Genomic DNA, 17,119 nt, shown 5'->3' with positions numbered 1-17,119 from the left:
CCAACAAGTGTTAATAACGGTGTCTGTTTCTTACAAAATGCTATCAGTTTTGATAACAAACAGTATACTAGGGTGCTCGAACTTAAAGAGAAGAAAGACTACGAGATGAAAAGAAAAAAGCATACCAGTGCCGATGACGAGGCACAGATTGACATGACCCCCATGTTGGACATCGTGTTCATCATGTTGATCTTCTTCATTGTTACAACCTCTTTTGTGAAAGAGAAAGGTCTGGACGTAAACCGGCCGGAGGATAACAAGTCGAATAACAATCAGCCTTCAAGATCCCTGTCTATTCGCATTGATGCGAATGGTATTATCAGTATGGGTGGCCGTGAAGTTGACATTCGTCGTGTTGTAGCCAACGCGCAAACGTTTCTTGCTGAAAACAACACGGATTCTGCAGCTATTCAGGCAGATCAGGATACTGAACACGGTATTGTTGTTGAAGTCATGAACCAGGTAAAAATTGCAGGTATCGAAAAAATTTCTGTACTGGTTAAAGACGCCTGAGTTTTTCACTATCGCTTTGAGTTTTTAAAACGCGGCAATTGCCGCGTTTTTTGTGCCAGTTTTAAATAAATGACTCGGTACATTTAAGCCAAAGCGCTATTGCCTGATCCCCTCACCAACGGCCAGTAAGCTCAGCATCACTAAACTGGCGGAAACATAATCCATATCATCCCGCAAGACCAATGTATTCGTCAGTGCCGCGTCCCGAGTTCCGTTAACCCGGTAGAGCGTCCTCACCGCAGCTTCTACTGCCAGCATGTCGGCGGTCATTGGATATCCAGCTTTTTCATTGGAGAGTAAATTCCAGGTAGCCGGTGCGCGACCTTCATTCCAATACCGCAGAAATGGCGCGACCAAAGAAACATTGACTCCCTGCCATGCCAAATACAGCGGCACGCGATAGGCGTCAGCATCAAACTCGGGAGAAACCACCCCGTTAAGTGACACTCCTTGTCGGCTAACGCGAAGCCAGGCGGGGACGAGCTGCCACTTACTTTCACTTTGCGCAATAAGTGCGATACCTGACACCGCTATGTCATCCCATATTTCATCTCCGGTAGCCTCTGCGAAAGCCTGTAATGCTGGAAACACCCAATTCGACAGATTTACCTGCACGTCGCCGTTAGAAAATACTCCCTTAGGGCCACCAGACAATAATAGTGTTTCGCCATGACGAGAGATGACCATATGGTTACTCAGGGCATGAATAATCGCCATTGCCTCGAGCTGATAGTCTGGTTTATTCCATTTATGTGCGGCTTTTAACAGCGCCCATGCAATGAGTATATCCCCCCCGGTATCGCTGTAGCGGTTATACACACAGCCCCTATCTTTGACCAAACACGGCCGGGATAGCCGGCGAAAGAGCCTGTCTTCACGCTGTAATCCAGTCTGCGACCATGTCCACAAGCGACTAAATTGTGCCTGATCATCCGCTGCGACGGCAAACAGCATGCCGTATCCTTGTCCTTCGGCGCAGGACACATCAGCATTGTCCGTATCGACAATACGCCCGTTTTCATAGAAACGCGCTTTGTATTGACGCCATGCAATATCGAACGACGAGAGGGGCTTCTCAGCGCACGCCACAATCAGCAACGCGGAAACAATTACGCTAACCACCTGCCAAACTTTTACCATTGTTATACTCACCTTATTTTTCTGTCTGCCCACCAGCCTGCCTCGTCGAATACACCTGGCAAGGCCACATAACTACCGGTGATGTAATCTGCAGGACATTAAAAATTCAAATAGAAAGCTTCACATAACCGCTTGTATTCCGGCGTATATACGTTGTTCTCATCTCTTACCACGAGTTGCTCATGGCGCAAGGTTGACACAGAGCTACTAAAGCAAAGCCCGTGTAAATAAGGTGAGCGTCCGGGCGCTGCTGTTACTTCCAGGCAGGCGCTGAGATAAAAACCTTGGGTTGCTGCAGCATCGACAACTTCTCTATGACGAGTAGCCGGGTAAACGCAATAGATTTGGCCCACCGGTTTCAATAATCGGCTACAGTTGAAAAATAACACTCCAGGCGTAAGTGTCTCGTCCTGACGCGCCGTTAAACGCTTATCTTTTGCGTTGTCAAACGCATTGGTTGGAGATGCCGCGTGATGGAAGTACGGCGGGTTGCTAATAATAACATCAAAGGCCTTCTGTGATTGGAATGCGGCAACATCCGCCTTCACGACTTCAATGCGATGTGACCATAACGAACCAGCGACATTAGCTTTAGCCTGGCGAACAGCGTCATCATCAATATCGATGGCCGTAATGTGTGCCAATTTATTTTTTTGCGCCATCATTAACGCCAGAATGCCCGTTCCAGTGCCGATGTCCAGTATGTTAGATGCGTGTCCCGTTTGCGCCCAACTCCCCAAAACAAGGCTGTCGGTACCCACCTTCATGGCACACTTGTCCTGGGCTACAAAAAACTGTTTGCACTGAAATCCTCTTGCCATCAAAACACCTGTAGTGACATCATCTTTCTCGCCACCTCAGCAGCTCGGACGGGTTTGTATTTAGCCAAAGGACCACGCATGGCCCTACTCCACACAGGCGCAAATTTTTTAGCAATATATTCCAATGGCCGTAAATCAGCCCTCTCGTCCAGAAGTAAAGAAGGTCTAACCGCCGAGGCATTGTGCAACTGGGGCATTCTCATTAAGGCGTTTTCCAATTCCCCCTTCACCTTGAGATAGAAATTACTGCTTTTTGCATTTGCCCCTACAGATGAAATCCACACAAAGCTATCCGCTCGCTGGGCACGGGTTAGTTGTGCCGCAACGTGTATATATTCGAACTCAACCTGCCTGAAGGCAGCTTTTGAGCCGGCTTGCCCTGGGGTGGTACCCAGACAACAGTAAACGTGATTCACGCCGAAATACCCCTGATAATCCTGAAAATGCGCAAAATCGATAACAATAGGCACCAGTTTTTTCAACGGATCGACAAACAAACGGGACGGCAAGGGCTTGCGTATTAACAGTGTGATGGCATCATACCTTGGGTCCACGAGTAATTGCTGTATAAGCGCCCTGCCGACGAGGCCGGTTGCACCTAAAACTAAAGCGGTTTTATTACGACTCACCTTGTGACACCCTGTTCATTCACCTAACTGACAACCTGAAAACGTTTAGAACACAATGAAAAAAACACTGCTATTCGGAGCCTTTATGCTCAGTTCTGTACTACACGCCAAAGAGCTCACTATAGAGCGGATCTTTGACTCTCCCTCTCTCGACGGTGATGCACCCCGAAATTTGCAAGTGTCACCAGACGGGCAGCGAGTTACCTTCCTAAAAGGTAAAAAAACAGATTACGACCAGCTCGACTTATGGGAATACCATATAGCATCTGGTGAAACCCGTATGTTATTCGACTCTGCTGCCTTACAACAAGGCAACAGCGAATTATCTGACGAAGAAAAAGCACGTCGTGAACGTATGCGTCTATCTGGCTCCGGTATCGTCAGCTACCAGTGGTCTAAAGATGGCAAAGCACTGCTCTTTCCCATGGGTGGCAACGTGTTTTACCACGAATTGGGCAAAAGTGGCGCAACACAATTACTAGATACCGAGGCGTTTGAAACCGACATTAAATTATCGCCTAAAGGGAACTACATTTCATTCATTCGCGATCAAAACCTGTATATCAAACACATCACTAGCGGAAAAGAAATCGCTATTACAGAAGATGGCGGTGGCGACATCAAATACGGCATGGCTGAATTCGTAGCGCAAGAAGAAATGAACCGGATGACCGGTTACTGGTGGTCACCCGATGAGAGCCACATCGCGTTTACCCGTGTTGATGAAAAACCGGTAGACATTATTACCCGTTCAGAAATTTATGCTGACAGCATTACAACAATCGAGCAAAAATACCCTGCAGCTGGCACCCCCAATGTAGCAATAACACTGGCGGTGCAAAACATTGAAACGGGTGCCAGAGAATGGATTGACTTAGGGAAAGAAAAAGACATCTATTTTGCCCGTGGCCAATGGATGTCTGCCGGTGTATTCACTTATCAATGGCAAAGCCGCAACCAGCAAAAACTCGAACTACGCGCTTACGACCTCGAAAGTAAAACCCAACAATTGCTGCTGTCAGAAACCAGCAATACCTGGGTAAACCTTCATGATGATTTGACATTTTTACCCAGTAGGAACCAGTTTATCTGGGCATCTGAGCGGGATGGTTTTAAGCACTTATACCTGTATAACAACGATGGTTCGCTGGTAAAACAACTCACGAAAGGCAAGTGGGTCGTCGACGAATTAGAAGCTGTTGACCTGAAAGCCAACAAGCTCTTTTTTACCGGTCGCAAAGACACACCACTGGAAAGGCATCTATACAGTGTGGATTTACACGACAGCACGATTGCCAAAGTTACCGAGCAACCCGGTTTTCACGGCATTGCATTCTCCAGTGACGCGTCTATATACGTAGATACGGTTTCAACCGCCAACAATCCACCACAGGTAAGCCTTCACAATGCCAGTGGCGAGCAAATCACGTGGCTCGAAGAAAACGCAATCAATAAATCACATCCATTATATGTTTATCAGGATAGTTGGACCAAACCCGAGTTTGGCACTATCACCACCGACGACAATGCTACCTTGTATTACCGTTTGTACAAACCTGAGAACATGAAGAGAAAAAATCCGGTTATCGTGTATTTATATGGCGGCCCCCACGCACAGGTAGTGACGAACAGCTGGGGCGGTAATCGCGGTCTGCTTATGCAATACTGGGTAGATCAGGGGTATGTGGTGTTCAGTATCGACAATCGGGGCTCTAACTATCGCGGCAAGGCATTTGAAGATCCTATTTTCAAAAAAATGGGGAGCATAGAAGTCAGCGATCAGGTTGCTGGGGTGAAATTCCTGCGCACCCTTCCCTACGTTGATGGCAATCGCATCGGCGTGTATGGCCACAGTTATGGCGGTTACATGACCCTCATGAGTATGTTTAAGGCTGGTGATTATTTCGCGGCTGGCGTCTCAGGAGCGCCGGTAACAGACTGGCGTTTATACGATACCCATTACACCGAACGCTACATGGGTAACCCTGGCACCGATGACGACGCATATACGGCCTCGAGTGTATTCCCATACGCGAAGAATTTGAAAGGTGAGCTACTTATTTATCACGGAATGGCTGACGACAACGTGCTGTTTACACACAGTACCAAGCTTTACAAGCATTTACAGGATATGGCAATTCCATTCGAAACCATGGACTATCCGGGTAAAAAACACAGTATTAGGGGAAAACAGACAGGCATTCATCTGTACAAAACTATTACTCGCTTTTTCAATCGCAATTTGCATCCTGAAAAAGAGTAACCTTTACCTTGTCAACAAGGGCTGTGAATTCAGCCCTTTTTGTTTAATCCGGTATTAGCCAAATAACTGTGTCGCTAAGGCTTGCTGAACCCCTTGTGCTGCGTTTTTACTAAGTTCAATTTCGATAGCTTGAGATTGACCAGACACCCAAATTTTGAGCTCTGAGTCAGTATCAAAGTGACCGGCGGTTTCCACAACGAATTGTGTTATCGATTTATACGGAACAGAGTGATAATTAACCTTGCGCCCCGTAATACCCTGTTTGTCAATAAGAATCATCCGACCGGTCGTGAACACAACCAAATCTCTGACAAGTTTGTAAGCACTCACAACCTCCTCACTCGAAGAAAGTACAGGTGCCAGCTCTTCAGCCACCACAGCCGTATCCGTTTCGCTTGCGTTACCTAATAATGCATCGAATAAACCCATAATAGTTCCTTGTAATCATTAAGCTCGCAACAGAGTAACATTATTAACCGGTGCGAGGCGATTCATCAATGGTATAGGTTTCCCTAGCGCATATCCCTGGCCGTAATCCACACGTAATTCTCGCAACGCGTCACACGTTTCCTGATCTGCGACAAACTCCGCGATAGTTTGTTTTCCCATACTGTGTGCAATGGCGCTGATGGCTTTCACTGTTTCATGATCAATACTGTCACGGGCCATATTTCTTACAAAAGAGCCGTCAATTTTGACATAATCCACGTCTAAATTTTTCAGGTACGTAAAGGAAGACATACCAGCGCCAAAGTCATCCAAAGCAAATCGACAACCTTTGTCTTTTAACGTTTCCATAAAATGCTTCGCCGCACCGATATTGGTTACTGCCGTGGTTTCGGTAATTTCAAAACAAATTTTTTCTGGCGGTACAGTCGAACGCACGACCCGGTCGACAATTTTCTGCAATTGCGAATTGTCGCCGAGTGTGAGGCCTGATAGGTTTATGGCGACTTTCCCCAAGCGATTGATATGAGCCGGGTGAGCTTCCAGTATAGTGAGTGTTTTATCGACCACCCACCAGTCAATTTTGTTCATCAAACCATGTCTTTCCGCGAGGGGAATAAACAAGGCGGGGCTGATAAGCCCACCGTTGCCATCGGGAAGACGAAGCAATATTTCATAGTGGAGCAAATCGTTTTTACCCGCTTTCATCGGCATTATCGACTGGCTGAACAACTCAAACTTGCCATTCTGTACTGCTGTATTCAGGACGTTTAATACATTGCTCTCGCTAGATAGGCCCTCGGTATCCCCGTTGCCTCGGTGAACGTAGTAGCGGTTTCGCCCTTCATATTTCGCCTGGTAACAAGCATTGTCCGCCGCTTTTATAAGCTCTGCAGCAGTACCGCTTCCTTTCTCTACCGGGATCACACCAATGCTGGCGCCCACGTAAAACAACCTGTCTTCGTGAATAAAGCGGTAGTTTGATATCGCCTGTAGCATGTTGTCGAGCTTGGCCGTGACCGTAGTCAGTTTCTGATTGCGGAATATAATACAAAACTCATCCCCGCCGATACGAGCCAACAGTTCCTGGTCAGTCACTTGTTGGCGGAATAAATCGGCCACTTCTTTGAGTAACTTGTCTCCAGCCGGATGCCCGCAGCTGTCGTTTACCAGCTTAAAACGATCCATATCGATGAAGCACATTACCCCAAACTGCTCATCCCGCTCCACGCTCTCCAGCAACAAGTGCAATTCATTGTCAAAGGCGTAACGATTCATCAATCCGGTGAGTTGATCGTGACTGGCCTGATAAGCCACTTCATCTTGCAGTACCTGTTCCTTTGTTACGTCCCGGGCGATACCTTCCACTGCCTCCAATTCACCGGTTTGCGAGCAAATAGGTGTATCGGTAAATTCGATAATAAATACTTTGCCGTCAGCGCCTTTAAAATGAACGAAGTAAGGCTCTGGCTTCTCACCTCTCTGAATTCGCTCGGTGATCTCTCCATAATTGTCAGGCACCTGACATACCATCTGCGACGACCGACGACAAAACTCGGCCTCACTGATCCCGAGAATAGTTTGTAGCCCCGCACTGACGTATACAAACTGATGATCCGGGGTTTTAGTGTATACAAAGTGCCTGTGCATGTTATCCACAAGCCGGCGATAGCGTTCTTCACTTCTTTGCAGGGCCATGCGAGCGCGAAATCGCTCAGACACATCCCTGACGGTCATTGCCAGGGTTTCTTCCGCCTTTACCATTTGTATTTTTAGCCATTCCGCCTCTGTGGCATCGCTTTCTGTATGCAGATAAGTTTCGTGATGTTCACCGGTTTTTGCCACCTCAAACGCTTTTTCCAAGAGTGCGCTGTGGCCCAGATAATCGAGGTGAACTTTTAACGACTTTTCGCTTTGTTGATTACCCAGACGTGGAAATAGCTGATAGCTAACTTTGTTTGCTTCCAGCAAGAGAAAATCATCGCCAGCGGATTTGTAAATCATGAGTCCATCGAGTGCCGCGTCACTGGCGGTTTGATAGCGACGCTGGCTCAACACTAGGTTGAGAGCACTTTTCAGCTGTTTGTGTAACACCCAGCTCACCAACAGCGACATGGCAATGCCCACTATGGCAATCAACCAACCTGCATTGAACCTTCCCGGCTGACTTTGAATGTGTAATGTCCACTGACGACCAAGAAAATCTATCCCCTCAGTGGTGACAGTAGAGCCATCATTTTCAAATTCACCTTCTTCCAGTAAGTGCGCCTGCCCGTCCAGGATCATGAAATTAAACTGCGGCCCCACCAAATCACCGATGATCATGTCCAGAATTTCGCTAACATCAAAGCTAGCAATAAGAAAACCAAAATGAGGCTCTTGAGGGCTGATAGCCCGGGAGTAGACTAAGTAGTAGTGACCGCCCTCTCCGGATTGAATTAACGTACTATGGAAGTCATCGGAGACAGAAAATGATGTAATCCCTAAATCTTGCAACGGAGTACTCATCATAGAGAAACCCGTGCTGGATATTCCCTGGCTGTTTGGTAATGTTATCCAACGGATACTGCCTTGTTCATCGGTAACCGCTAACGATGTATACCCATACTGCATGTTCATTAGAGAAACGGCTTGGGCATTAAACCAATCGATATCGTTGGCGGAAAATGCAGGCCAACTTTGCATGAGATTAATCATAGCCTGCCGTCGCTCGGAGGCAAACAGCGACATGCTGTTCTCAACCTGACGGGCCAGCGATGCCGCTTTCGACACACGGGAATCGAGGTCGTCCTGAATGAGAAACGCACCAGCGACGACAAAAACGCCACTTAACATTGTGAACAGAACGAACGGCAAAAGATAAATTCTGTTCTTTTTCTCTCGGGGCATGTGGGCGACTAATGTAGTAAATACCTACCATTTTAGTAATGATATATGACATTTTTATTAATTCGCCGGGGCCCTAAAAGAATGGTAGGGTATGCGGTTGTAGTGCTCTATCGGTAAGGACCTTGTTTTGAACATCCCTGCACAGCCCACTTTTGATGATATTTACGCCGCGTCTAAACGACTAGATGGCTGTGTTGCCAGAACCCCACTATTGGAAAGTACCTTATTAAATCAATGGCTGGGTCAACGTATTTTATTTAAAGCCGAGTGTTTACAGAGAACAGGCGCTTTTAAATTGCGGGGGGCAACTCACTTTCTTATTCGCCTTAAGGAGAAAGGTGAATTGCCCGAACGTATCGTCGCCAACAGCTCGGGCAACCACGCTCAGGCTGTCGCCTATGCAGCTAGTCAATTTGGCATTCCCGCATGCATCTATGCAACCGAGTCTATTTCTCCGGTAAAAGCCGCAGCCACCAAAGCTTATGGCGCACAGCTTGCGCTTTACCCCACTCGCCCTGAAGCTGATGCTGCAGTGAAAGAAGCGGCAAACACACCAGGTACAGTATGGATCCCACCGTTTGATCACCCGGATATTATCGCCGGGCAAGGTACCGCCTGTCTTGAAGCCCTTGAAGACGCCGGAAGCGTAGAGGCGGTATTTGCCCCATGTGGCGGCGGTGGAATACTCAGTGGCACACTCATCGCTGCCCGCCATTTGCAGCCCAACGCAAAGGTGATCGGCGCAGAACCCTTGAACGCTAATGACGCATCACGCTCTTTGCAAAGTGGAATTATTGAATCCCTTGCCGGCACCCCAACCACACTGGCTGATGGTGCTGCTACGCCTTCAGTTGGTAGGAATACCTTTCCAATATTGCAGCAGCTCGACGATTTTTACGAAGTAAATGAAGAACAAATCGCCTACTGGACACAATGGCTACAACATTTATTAAAACTGCATATTGAGCCCACCAGCGCCATGAGTATGGCCGCTGTTGCGTCTTGGGCCGTAAATTCCCCTCCCGGACAAACCGCTGTTGTTATCCTTACCGGGGGTAACATAAGTCAGGCCACGATGCAGGAAGTATGGCAGACCGACTACTTACTTCAACCACCTAATGTTACTCAACAAGAAGAGGAATAACAAAACGCTATGCGCGTAGGGAATGTAAGATCTATACTATGACGAAAGCGGGTAATTATTCATCGATGAAGGCAAAACGAGGCACGGTTGTTCCATCTATGATGACTGTTTCACAAAACATATCTAACGGCCTGACCCAAAGCGCTTTCTCGCCATACTCTGGCCTATAGACCACCAGTTTCGATTCGTCTTCAGAATGCGTTGCCACTCCCAATACGGTGTAGTAGTTTCCTTTGTAGTGTTGATACCGTCCAGGCTTTACATCGTTAGTCATAGTTAATCCTCCAGAGGAAGTGTAAGTTGTTGAATAGGCGCATCATCGGCCAGCCCAAGATGAATACCCACCAGCCTGGCGCCCCGGCCCCGGGCCCGCATCCAGGCCTCGTCAAGCAGCGTGTGAAAAAAACCTTCGTCAATATCGTGATGCCGGTGCTCGACGGTGGTTTGCTGAAAATCACTGAATTTCAGCTTCACACCCTGCGAGCGAATGGCACAACGTTTAGCACCAGTCTTTGCCAGGTATCCCGCTACCCTTTCCTGTAGCTTATCCCACAACATAGGCATGACTTCCCGGCACGCTTCTAACGTGTGTAAATCTTCGCTAAATGTTCGCTCTACGCCAATGGATTTTCTTTCCCGGCTTACATTTACATCTCTTTCGTCCACGCCGTGGGCGCGATTCCACAATACAGTACCGAACTTGCCCAACTCTTTTTGCAACCTCTCAAAAGGATATGCCCTGACGTCGGCACAATTTTGCAAGCCCATGCGTTGTAACTTTTGTTGCGTTACCTTGCCCACGCCGGGTATTTTTCCCAGAGGCATAGCTTTCACAAAGGTGTCTAAATACTCAGGTGTCACGACACAAATGCCATCGGGCTTGTTTTCATCACTGGCGACCTTAGCAACAAACTTGCAGGGTGCAACTCCCGCCGATGCGGTCAGATTTAACTCACTTTTAATGCGTCGGCGTATGTCTTCTGCAATCAGTGTTGCGCTGCCATTGAACAATTGAGTATTGGTGACGTCGAGGTAAGCCTCGTCTAGGGACAAGGGTTCAATCAGGTGCGTGTAGTCGGCAAAGATCTCTCGGATCCGCTGACTTTCTTTAACGTAAACCTCCATTCGCCCTTTGAGTAAAATTAAATCCGGACATAACCGCTTGGCATACGCCGTCGCCATGGCTGAGCGCACCCCAAACTTTCTGGCGGGATAATTACAGGTTGAGATCACGCCTCGCCTGTCGGCGCTGCCGCCGATAGCGATGGGTTTATGGGTTAACGATGGATTGTCACGCATCTCAACCGCAGCGTAAAAGCAATCCATATCAACGTGAATAATTTTTTTCACTACATAGCCAACACTGTATATTCAAACAGCATTTTACGATAAAACGGAGTAAAGTCACATGACAAATTTGCAGGGGTTGAGGCAGGTTGCAATAAAATGAAAAAGCGCGCCAAAGCGCGCTAATACTAATTACATGATTTGGTTGTCTTTCCATTCAGCAATGCGTTTCTGACGGGCTTCTTCCCGCTCAGTGCGCGCCTTTTTGCGATCACAGGGTTCAGGGCAATCACAGGCCTTATCAATACCTAACGCTCCCAAGCCACCACAACTACCGGAAATCGACTTTTTCTGAACTACATACCCTATGGCCATAGCCAAGACCATGGTGAGAAAAAAACCAAACGCGAGAATAAAAGTAGACATGACCTCTCCTAATCTTTAACACTCACGATGTCTTCAAAATGCGGCGACGCATATTCCTCGAAGCCATCTTCAGTGCGCTTAATAAGAAACACGGCTAACCCTTCCTGTTTGGCCAGTGCTATTGCTTCGTCCCACCCCATAACATTAAACGCTGTCGCAAGACCATCTGCGGTCATCGACGAAGGGTGAACGACTGTAACTGAAACTAAATTATGCGTAATCGGCTGCCCAGTTCGCGGATCGATCAAATGAGAATACCGCTTGCCATCCACCTCGTAATAATTGCGGTAATCACCGGACGTAGCGATCGCATTGGTGCCTATTGAGACAATTTTTTGCACTGCGCGTTCCGTAGTAACGGGTTTTTCAATAGCAATTAACCATGCTTCCCCGTTGCCCCGTTCGCCCTTCACACGCATTTCTCCACCAATCTCCACCAGGTAGTTACTGATACCTCGTGATTCCATTATATCAGCCACCTGATCAACCCCATAGCCCTTTGCTATTGTAGATAAATCAACATATAGCATAGGATGAGTTTTACTCAGCGCATTGCCATTCAAGGTGAGCTTATCGAGACCGACGTATTTCCGTACATCGGCAATTTGCTCTGCTGATGGAACTTTTTCCGGCCGTTTGTTGGGGCCAAAGCCCCACATATTTACCAACGGCCCAACGGTAACGTCTAACACACCGTTACTCAATTTACCCAGCCGAATGGCTTCTTTCACAACTTTGGCCGTCTCATCTGAAAGTGTGTAAGGCGTTGTATAGCGACGCTGGTTAAAGCGAGACAATTCAGACGTTGGGTCGTAAGTAGACATCAGTTTGTTGATGTGAACAAGTCGTTCGTCAATGGCTTCCTGTAAGCCGTCAATTTGACCGCGCTCGTCAACCACGTATTTTACGTTATAAGTGGTGCCCATGGTTTCGCCATGCAAATGAGCAACCTGCTTGGCCTCTCGGGCGCAACCACTGACGACAAGAAGCAACAACAGAACAATACTGCTTCGCAAAACGTGTGTTATCACTTGTATTCCTCAGTTATCAAAAAAGGGGGCTGTGCCCCCTTTTTTAATTATACCTTTTCACTATTAACCGCCAAAGTCATCCAACAGGATATTTTCGTCTTCTACCCCAAGATCTTTCAGCATGTTAATAACCGCAGCGTTCATCATAGGAGGCCCACACATGTAGAACTCACAATCTTCTGGCGCCGGATGGTCTTTGAGATAATTTTCTAACAACACGTTGTGGATAAAGCCAGTGTAGCCTTCCCAGTTGTCTTCCGGCTGTGGATCAGACAACGCCACATGCCACTCAAAGTTATCATTTTCTGCCGCCAATTCGTCGAAGTCTTCAACATAGAACATTTCGCGAAGCGAACGCGCACCGTACCAGAACGTGATCTTACGGTTAGTTTTCAAACGGCGAAGCTGGTCGAAAATGTGTGAACGCATAGGTGCCATACCTGCACCACCGCCAACAAATACCATTTCAGCTTCAGTATCCTTCGCGAAGAATTCACCGAACGGGCCTGAAATAGTGGCTTTATCACCTTCTTTCAAACTCCAGATATACGATGACATTTTGCCTGCTGGCAGACTCAGATTATTAGGCGGCGGCGTAGCAATACGCACATTCAGCATAATAATGCCTTCTTCTTCCGGGTAGTTCGCCATGGAGTACGCCCGGATAGTTTCTTCATCTACCTTTGACTCGATGTCGAAGAAACCGAAACGCTCCCAATCAGCACGATACTCTTGAGGAATATCGAAATCTTTGTACTTCACGTGATGAGGTGGCGCCTCAATCTGAATATAACCACCAGCGCGGAAAGGTACACTTTCGCCATTTGGAATTTTCAGCTTCAGCTCTTTGATAAAAGTAGCTTTGTTGTCGTTAGAAATAACTTCACAATCCCACTTCTTAACACCGAAGATTTCTTCTTCCAGTTCAATTTCCATGTCCTGTTTAATAGCAACCTGACATGACAAGCGGCAACCTTCACGGGCTTCGCGTTTAGTGATATGGTCGAGTTCGGTAGGCAGAATTTCACCGCCACCAGATTTAACATCTACCCGACACTGACCACAAGAGCCACCGCCTCCACACGCTGACGATACAAAAATGCCTGCTTCGGCTAATGCGCCCAGCAGTTTGCCGCCAGGCTGCGTAGTGATGGCTTTATCTGGATCACCGTTGATCATGATAGTGACATCACCGCTCGGTACCAGCTTGGATTTGGCGAACATGATGATAAACACCAACGCCAGTACGATGACAATGAACATGCCAACGCCAAGTAACATTTCTACATTCATTTTATGCTCCTTTGCGTTATTACAGTGCTATACCAGTGAAAGACTGGAAACCTAATGCCATCAGACCTGCAATCATGAACACCGAGCCCAGGCCGCGAACGCCGTCTGGCATGTCGGCGTACTTCAGTTTCTCACGTACAGCGGCCAGCAATACAATTGCCAACGCCCAACCAAGACCACTTCCAACACCGTAAACAATACTCTCGGTGAAGTTATATTCCCGTTGGACCGCAAACGCCACACCACCGAAGATGGCGCAGTTAACGGTAATCAACGGCAGGAATATACCCAATGCGTTGTATAAAGCAGGGAAGAATTTATCCAGCGTCATTTCCAGAATTTGCACTAACGCTGCGATAACACCGATAAACGTCAGGAAGTTCAGAAAGCTTAAGTCTGTATCAGGAAAACCCGCCCAGGCCAATGCACCAGGAGCAAGAATATTTACATAGATGACCTGGTTAACCGGCACGGAAATACCCAATACCACCACAACAGCAACACCCAGGCCCATGGCGGTTTTTACTTTCTTGGATACCGCCAGAAAAGTACACATCCCCAGGAACAAAGACAGCGCCATGTTTTCGATAAAAATCGAACGAACGAATAAAGACAAATAGTGTTCCATGAATTACTCCTTAGGCTCTACTTGTTCCGGACGGAAAGTACGAATAATCCATACCATACCGCCAATCAGGAAGAATGAGCTAAATGGCAGGATCAACAGGCCATTGCCCTGATACCAGCCACCGTTTTGTACCAACGGCAGAATTTCGAAACCCAGTATGGTACCGAAACCGAACAGTTCTTTGACTGTGCCAATACAAATCAGAATGAAAGAGTAACCCAAACCATTACCAATGCCGTCGAGGAAGCTCATCAGCGGTGGGCTCTTCATCGCATACGCTTCTGCACGACCCATTACGATACAGTTGGTAATAATCAGTCCCACGAATACCGAAAGCTGTTTTGAAATCTCATAGGAGTAAGCTTTCAGGATTTGGTCAACGACGATTACCAAAGAGGCGATGATCGTCATCTGAATGATGATACGCACACTCGATGGGATCTGGTTGCGAATAGCCGAAATAAACAGGTTGGAAAACGCCACAACGCTTGTCAGCGCGAGTGACATAACCAAGGCCGTTTCCAGCTTAGTGGTGATCGCCAACGCAGAGCAGATACCCAGTACCTGCAGGGCGATCGGGTTGTTATCTAAAATCGGTCCAAAGAGGACCTTTTTCATTTCTTTAGTGTCAGCCACGAGAAAACCCCTTTATGAACGCCATGCTTGTTTCTTAAGGAAAGGACCGAAGCCCTGCTCACCTACCCAATACTGTATGGTGTTTTGAACACCATTACTGGTTAGGGTTGCGCCGGACAGTGCATCAACTGAATGTGGGTTGTCAGGGTTAGCATTTTTCTTAACCTTGATAGCAACTTCGCCGTTTTCATACAACTTTTTGCCGTCCCACTTTTCCTGCCATGCAGGGTTTTGCACTTCACCGCCCAGCCCTGGCGTTTCTTTTTGCTGATAGTAGATAAGTTCTTTTACTGTTTTGCCATCGGCGTCAACAGCCAGAAAACCGTACATCAAATCCCACAGCCCACTGCCGTGAACGGGCAGAACTACGCGTGTTACTTTTCCAGCTTCGTCGCGTACCAAATATACACTGGCTACGTTAGGGCGACGCTGGAAACCCACATTGCTATTGGTTACAGGCGTGCTGGTTTCAGTGACTTTAGCCGCCTTGTACATATCGTAGTCAGGCGAAGGTGCTTCAGTAAACTCACCAGAATCCAAATCGACATAACGGGGTACAACGAACTCTTCGAACTTTGCTTCGATGGTATCGTTGCTCATGCCAGTCTCGTATAGACCTGCAGCAACAAGGATATTCGTCTGTTTATCGAGTTTTGCATTGGTTTGCTGGAGTTCGCGCAAGCCTACCGCCGCACCAGATACCACAATAGAACAAACCAGACAGACGGCGACAACGATGCCGACTGTTTTTCCTAATGATTCTTTCTTAGCCGACACGTGCTACCCTCCGCTTGATGTTGCTTTGCGCGACAAAATAGTCGAACAGTGGCGCCCACAAGTTAGCGAACAGAATCGCCAGCATTACACCTTCAGGGAAGGCCGGATTGAGGACGCGGATAAGGACCGTCATAAAACCGATGAAGATACCGTAAGCCCATTTACCCTTATTGGTGAATGACGCTGAAACCGGGTCGGTTGCCATAAAGAACATACCAAATGCCAGGCCACCGATGACAAAGTGCCAGTGTGCAGGCATAGCAAACATGGGGTTGGTGTCACTGCCAATCATGTTCAGTAAGGTGGCGAAGAAAGCAACCCCGATTGCAACGCCGGCAACGATACGCCAACTTGCAATGCGCATATACATGATGAACAAACCACCAATCATAATTGCCAGTGCTGATACTTCACCAGCAGAACCAGAAATGGTTCCAATGAAGCTGCTCATCCACTGATCCATATTGCTGTAATCCAGATTTCCGGATGCCGCCTGACTTAGCGACGTAGCACCAGAGAAACCGTCGGCAGCTACCCAGACTTGATCGCCTGAGATTTGCGCAGGGTATGCGAAATATAGAAACGCACGGCCAGACAGAGCCGGATTGAGGAAGTTACGCCCCGTACCACCGAACACTTCCTTGGCAATAACAACCCCAAAGGTGATACCTAACGCCACCTGCCACAGTGGAATAGTGGCTGGTAATGTCAGAGCAAACAGAACTGACGTTACGAAGAAGCCTTCGTTCACTTCGTGCTTGCGCACCGATGCAAAAAGCACTTCCCAGAAACCACCAACTGCAAAGGTAACTGCATAGATTGGTAACCAGAAACAGGCGCCGTAGAAAAACAGACCCAGTGTGCCAGCATTAGCCAAATCACCACCAAGCGCCGAGAAAAGCGCAGCCTGCCAAGCATCAGGTACAGTACCTGCGCCAGCTGCTATCGCATCCTGTGCCTGTAAACCAATGTTGTACATACCAAAAAACATGGCTGGAAAGGTCGCAATCCAGACCATGATCATGATGCGTTTCAGGTCAATACTGTCACGAACGTGTGTACCGGCTTTATTCACCTTACCAGGTGTGTAGAAAATGGTTGCAGCTGCTTCGTAAAGCGCATACCACTTTTCGTATTTGCCACCCGGTTCGAAATTTGGTTCGATTTTTTCCAAATATGCCTTCAAACCCATGAC

At 47.6% G+C, this 17,119-nt stretch carries 17 protein-coding genes; 3 read left to right on the top strand and 14 right to left on the bottom strand.

Annotated elements, in window-relative coordinates:
- Positions 1 to 105 precede the first annotated feature (105 nt).
- Complete coding sequence (locus KO518_RS09125; RefSeq protein ID WP_216025547.1) at positions 106 to 513, top strand: biopolymer transporter ExbD; 408 nt, start codon at positions 106 to 108, stop codon at positions 511 to 513.
- A gap of 96 nt (positions 514 to 609) precedes the next feature.
- Here KO518_RS09125 and KO518_RS09120 read toward each other — a convergent pair whose 3' ends face one another.
- The 3 genes from KO518_RS09120 to KO518_RS09110 form a co-directional block, all read right to left on the bottom strand.
- Positions 610 to 1,653, bottom strand: a complete 1,044-nt coding sequence (locus KO518_RS09120; protein ID WP_216025546.1) for a glycosyl hydrolase family 8 — start codon at positions 1,651 to 1,653, stop codon at positions 610 to 612.
- A 98-nt stretch (positions 1,654 to 1,751) separates the two neighbouring features.
- Positions 1,752 to 2,474: a tRNA1(Val) (adenine(37)-N6)-methyltransferase gene (locus KO518_RS09115; RefSeq protein ID WP_216025545.1), complete on the bottom strand. Its 723-nt coding sequence runs from the start codon at positions 2,472 to 2,474 to the stop codon at positions 1,752 to 1,754.
- The gene (locus tag KO518_RS09110) at positions 2,474 to 3,103 is read right to left on the bottom strand and encodes an NAD(P)H-binding protein (RefSeq protein WP_216025544.1); all 630 of its coding nucleotides are present in this window, start codon (positions 3,101 to 3,103) and stop codon (positions 2,474 to 2,476) included. The genes KO518_RS09115 and KO518_RS09110 overlap by 1 nt, the downstream gene beginning before the upstream one ends.
- A gap of 55 nt (positions 3,104 to 3,158) precedes the next feature.
- On the opposite strand from KO518_RS09110, the gene KO518_RS09105 reads away from it, so the two are divergent.
- Complete coding sequence (locus KO518_RS09105) at positions 3,159 to 5,366, top strand: S9 family peptidase (protein WP_216025543.1); 2,208 nt, start codon at positions 3,159 to 3,161, stop codon at positions 5,364 to 5,366.
- Positions 5,367 to 5,420: 54 nt separating this feature from the next.
- On the opposite strand, the gene KO518_RS09100 is transcribed toward KO518_RS09105, so the two are convergent.
- Positions 5,421 to 5,795, bottom strand: coding sequence for a PH domain-containing protein (locus tag KO518_RS09100; protein WP_216025542.1), 375 nt, complete (start codon positions 5,793 to 5,795; stop codon positions 5,421 to 5,423).
- Between the two features lie 18 nt (positions 5,796 to 5,813).
- A complete protein-coding gene (locus tag KO518_RS09095; protein WP_216025541.1) occupies positions 5,814 to 8,702 on the bottom strand; it encodes a bifunctional diguanylate cyclase/phosphodiesterase in 2,889 nt (962 codons plus the stop codon).
- 133 nt (positions 8,703 to 8,835) lie between these two features.
- Here KO518_RS09095 and KO518_RS09090 point away from each other — a divergent pair, with 133 nt between their 5' ends.
- A complete protein-coding gene (locus KO518_RS09090; protein ID WP_216025589.1) occupies positions 8,836 to 9,846 on the top strand; it encodes a serine/threonine dehydratase in 1,011 nt (336 codons plus the stop codon).
- 55 nt (positions 9,847 to 9,901) lie between these two features.
- Here KO518_RS09090 and KO518_RS09085 read toward each other — a convergent pair whose 3' ends face one another.
- From KO518_RS09085 to KO518_RS09045, 9 genes are all read right to left on the bottom strand, one after another.
- On the bottom strand, positions 9,902 to 10,120 hold the full coding sequence (locus KO518_RS09085; protein ID WP_216025540.1) for a DUF1653 domain-containing protein: 219 nt from the start codon (positions 10,118 to 10,120) through the stop codon (positions 9,902 to 9,904).
- A 2-nt stretch (positions 10,121 to 10,122) separates the two neighbouring features.
- Positions 10,123 to 11,196, bottom strand: coding sequence for a DNA polymerase IV (gene dinB, locus KO518_RS09080; protein WP_216025539.1), 1,074 nt, complete (start codon positions 11,194 to 11,196; stop codon positions 10,123 to 10,125).
- Positions 11,197 to 11,325: 129 nt separating this feature from the next.
- Complete coding sequence (gene nqrM, locus KO518_RS09075; protein ID WP_216025538.1) at positions 11,326 to 11,559, bottom strand: (Na+)-NQR maturation NqrM; 234 nt, start codon at positions 11,557 to 11,559, stop codon at positions 11,326 to 11,328.
- An 8-nt stretch (positions 11,560 to 11,567) separates the two neighbouring features.
- Positions 11,568 to 12,563: an FAD:protein FMN transferase gene (locus tag KO518_RS09070; protein ID WP_371742286.1), complete on the bottom strand. Its 996-nt coding sequence runs from the start codon at positions 12,561 to 12,563 to the stop codon at positions 11,568 to 11,570.
- A 90-nt stretch (positions 12,564 to 12,653) separates the two neighbouring features.
- A complete protein-coding gene (gene nqrF, locus KO518_RS09065) occupies positions 12,654 to 13,883 on the bottom strand; it encodes an NADH:ubiquinone reductase (Na(+)-transporting) subunit F (protein ID WP_216025537.1) in 1,230 nt (409 codons plus the stop codon).
- Between the two features lie 19 nt (positions 13,884 to 13,902).
- Positions 13,903 to 14,511, bottom strand: a complete 609-nt coding sequence (gene nqrE, locus KO518_RS09060; protein ID WP_216025536.1) for an NADH:ubiquinone reductase (Na(+)-transporting) subunit E — start codon at positions 14,509 to 14,511, stop codon at positions 13,903 to 13,905.
- Between the two features lie 3 nt (positions 14,512 to 14,514).
- The gene (locus tag KO518_RS09055; RefSeq protein ID WP_216025535.1) at positions 14,515 to 15,147 is read right to left on the bottom strand and encodes an NADH:ubiquinone reductase (Na(+)-transporting) subunit D; all 633 of its coding nucleotides are present in this window, start codon (positions 15,145 to 15,147) and stop codon (positions 14,515 to 14,517) included.
- A gap of 12 nt (positions 15,148 to 15,159) precedes the next feature.
- On the bottom strand, positions 15,160 to 15,924 hold the full coding sequence (locus tag KO518_RS09050) for a Na(+)-translocating NADH-quinone reductase subunit C (protein ID WP_216025534.1): 765 nt from the start codon (positions 15,922 to 15,924) through the stop codon (positions 15,160 to 15,162).
- The gene (locus tag KO518_RS09045; RefSeq protein ID WP_216025533.1) at positions 15,914 to 17,116 is read right to left on the bottom strand and encodes an NADH:ubiquinone reductase (Na(+)-transporting) subunit B; all 1,203 of its coding nucleotides are present in this window, start codon (positions 17,114 to 17,116) and stop codon (positions 15,914 to 15,916) included. The genes KO518_RS09050 and KO518_RS09045 overlap by 11 nt, the downstream gene beginning before the upstream one ends.
- Between the last annotated feature and the right edge of the window lie 3 nt (positions 17,117 to 17,119).

It is taken from the genome of Aestuariibacter sp. A3R04, assembly GCF_018860805.1.
GTDB lineage: Bacteria > Pseudomonadota > Gammaproteobacteria > Enterobacterales > Alteromonadaceae > Alteromonas.
This window is presented reverse-complemented; position numbering and strand designations above follow the sequence as displayed.

Excerpts from the sequence above, each read along its gene's own strand:
- nqrM (WP_216025538.1), bottom strand. The coding sequence starts at position 11,559 with ATGTCTACTTTTATTCTCGCGTTTGGTTTTTTTCTCACCATGGTCTTG.
- nqrE (WP_216025536.1), bottom strand. The coding sequence starts at position 14,511 with ATGGAACACTATTTGTCTTTATTCGTTCGTTCGATTTTTATCGAAAAC.
- KO518_RS09100 (WP_216025542.1), bottom strand. The coding sequence starts at position 5,795 with ATGGGTTTATTCGATGCATTATTAGGTAACGCAAGCGAAACGGATACG.
- KO518_RS09125 (WP_216025547.1), top strand. The coding sequence starts at position 106 with ATGAAAAGAAAAAAGCATACCAGTGCCGATGACGAGGCACAGATTGAC.
- KO518_RS09085 (WP_216025540.1), bottom strand. The coding sequence starts at position 10,120 with ATGACTAACGATGTAAAGCCTGGACGGTATCAACACTACAAAGGAAAC.
- KO518_RS09045 (WP_216025533.1), bottom strand. The coding sequence starts at position 17,116 with ATGGGTTTGAAGGCATATTTGGAAAAAATCGAACCAAATTTCGAACCG.
- KO518_RS09115 (WP_216025545.1), bottom strand. The coding sequence starts at position 2,474 with ATGGCAAGAGGATTTCAGTGCAAACAGTTTTTTGTAGCCCAGGACAAG.
- KO518_RS09095 (WP_216025541.1), bottom strand. The coding sequence starts at position 8,702 with ATGCCCCGAGAGAAAAAGAACAGAATTTATCTTTTGCCGTTCGTTCTG.
- KO518_RS09105 (WP_216025543.1), top strand. The coding sequence starts at position 3,159 with ATGAAAAAAACACTGCTATTCGGAGCCTTTATGCTCAGTTCTGTACTA.
- nqrF (WP_216025537.1), bottom strand. The coding sequence starts at position 13,883 with ATGAATGTAGAAATGTTACTTGGCGTTGGCATGTTCATTGTCATCGTA.
- KO518_RS09120 (WP_216025546.1), bottom strand. The coding sequence starts at position 1,653 with ATGGTAAAAGTTTGGCAGGTGGTTAGCGTAATTGTTTCCGCGTTGCTG.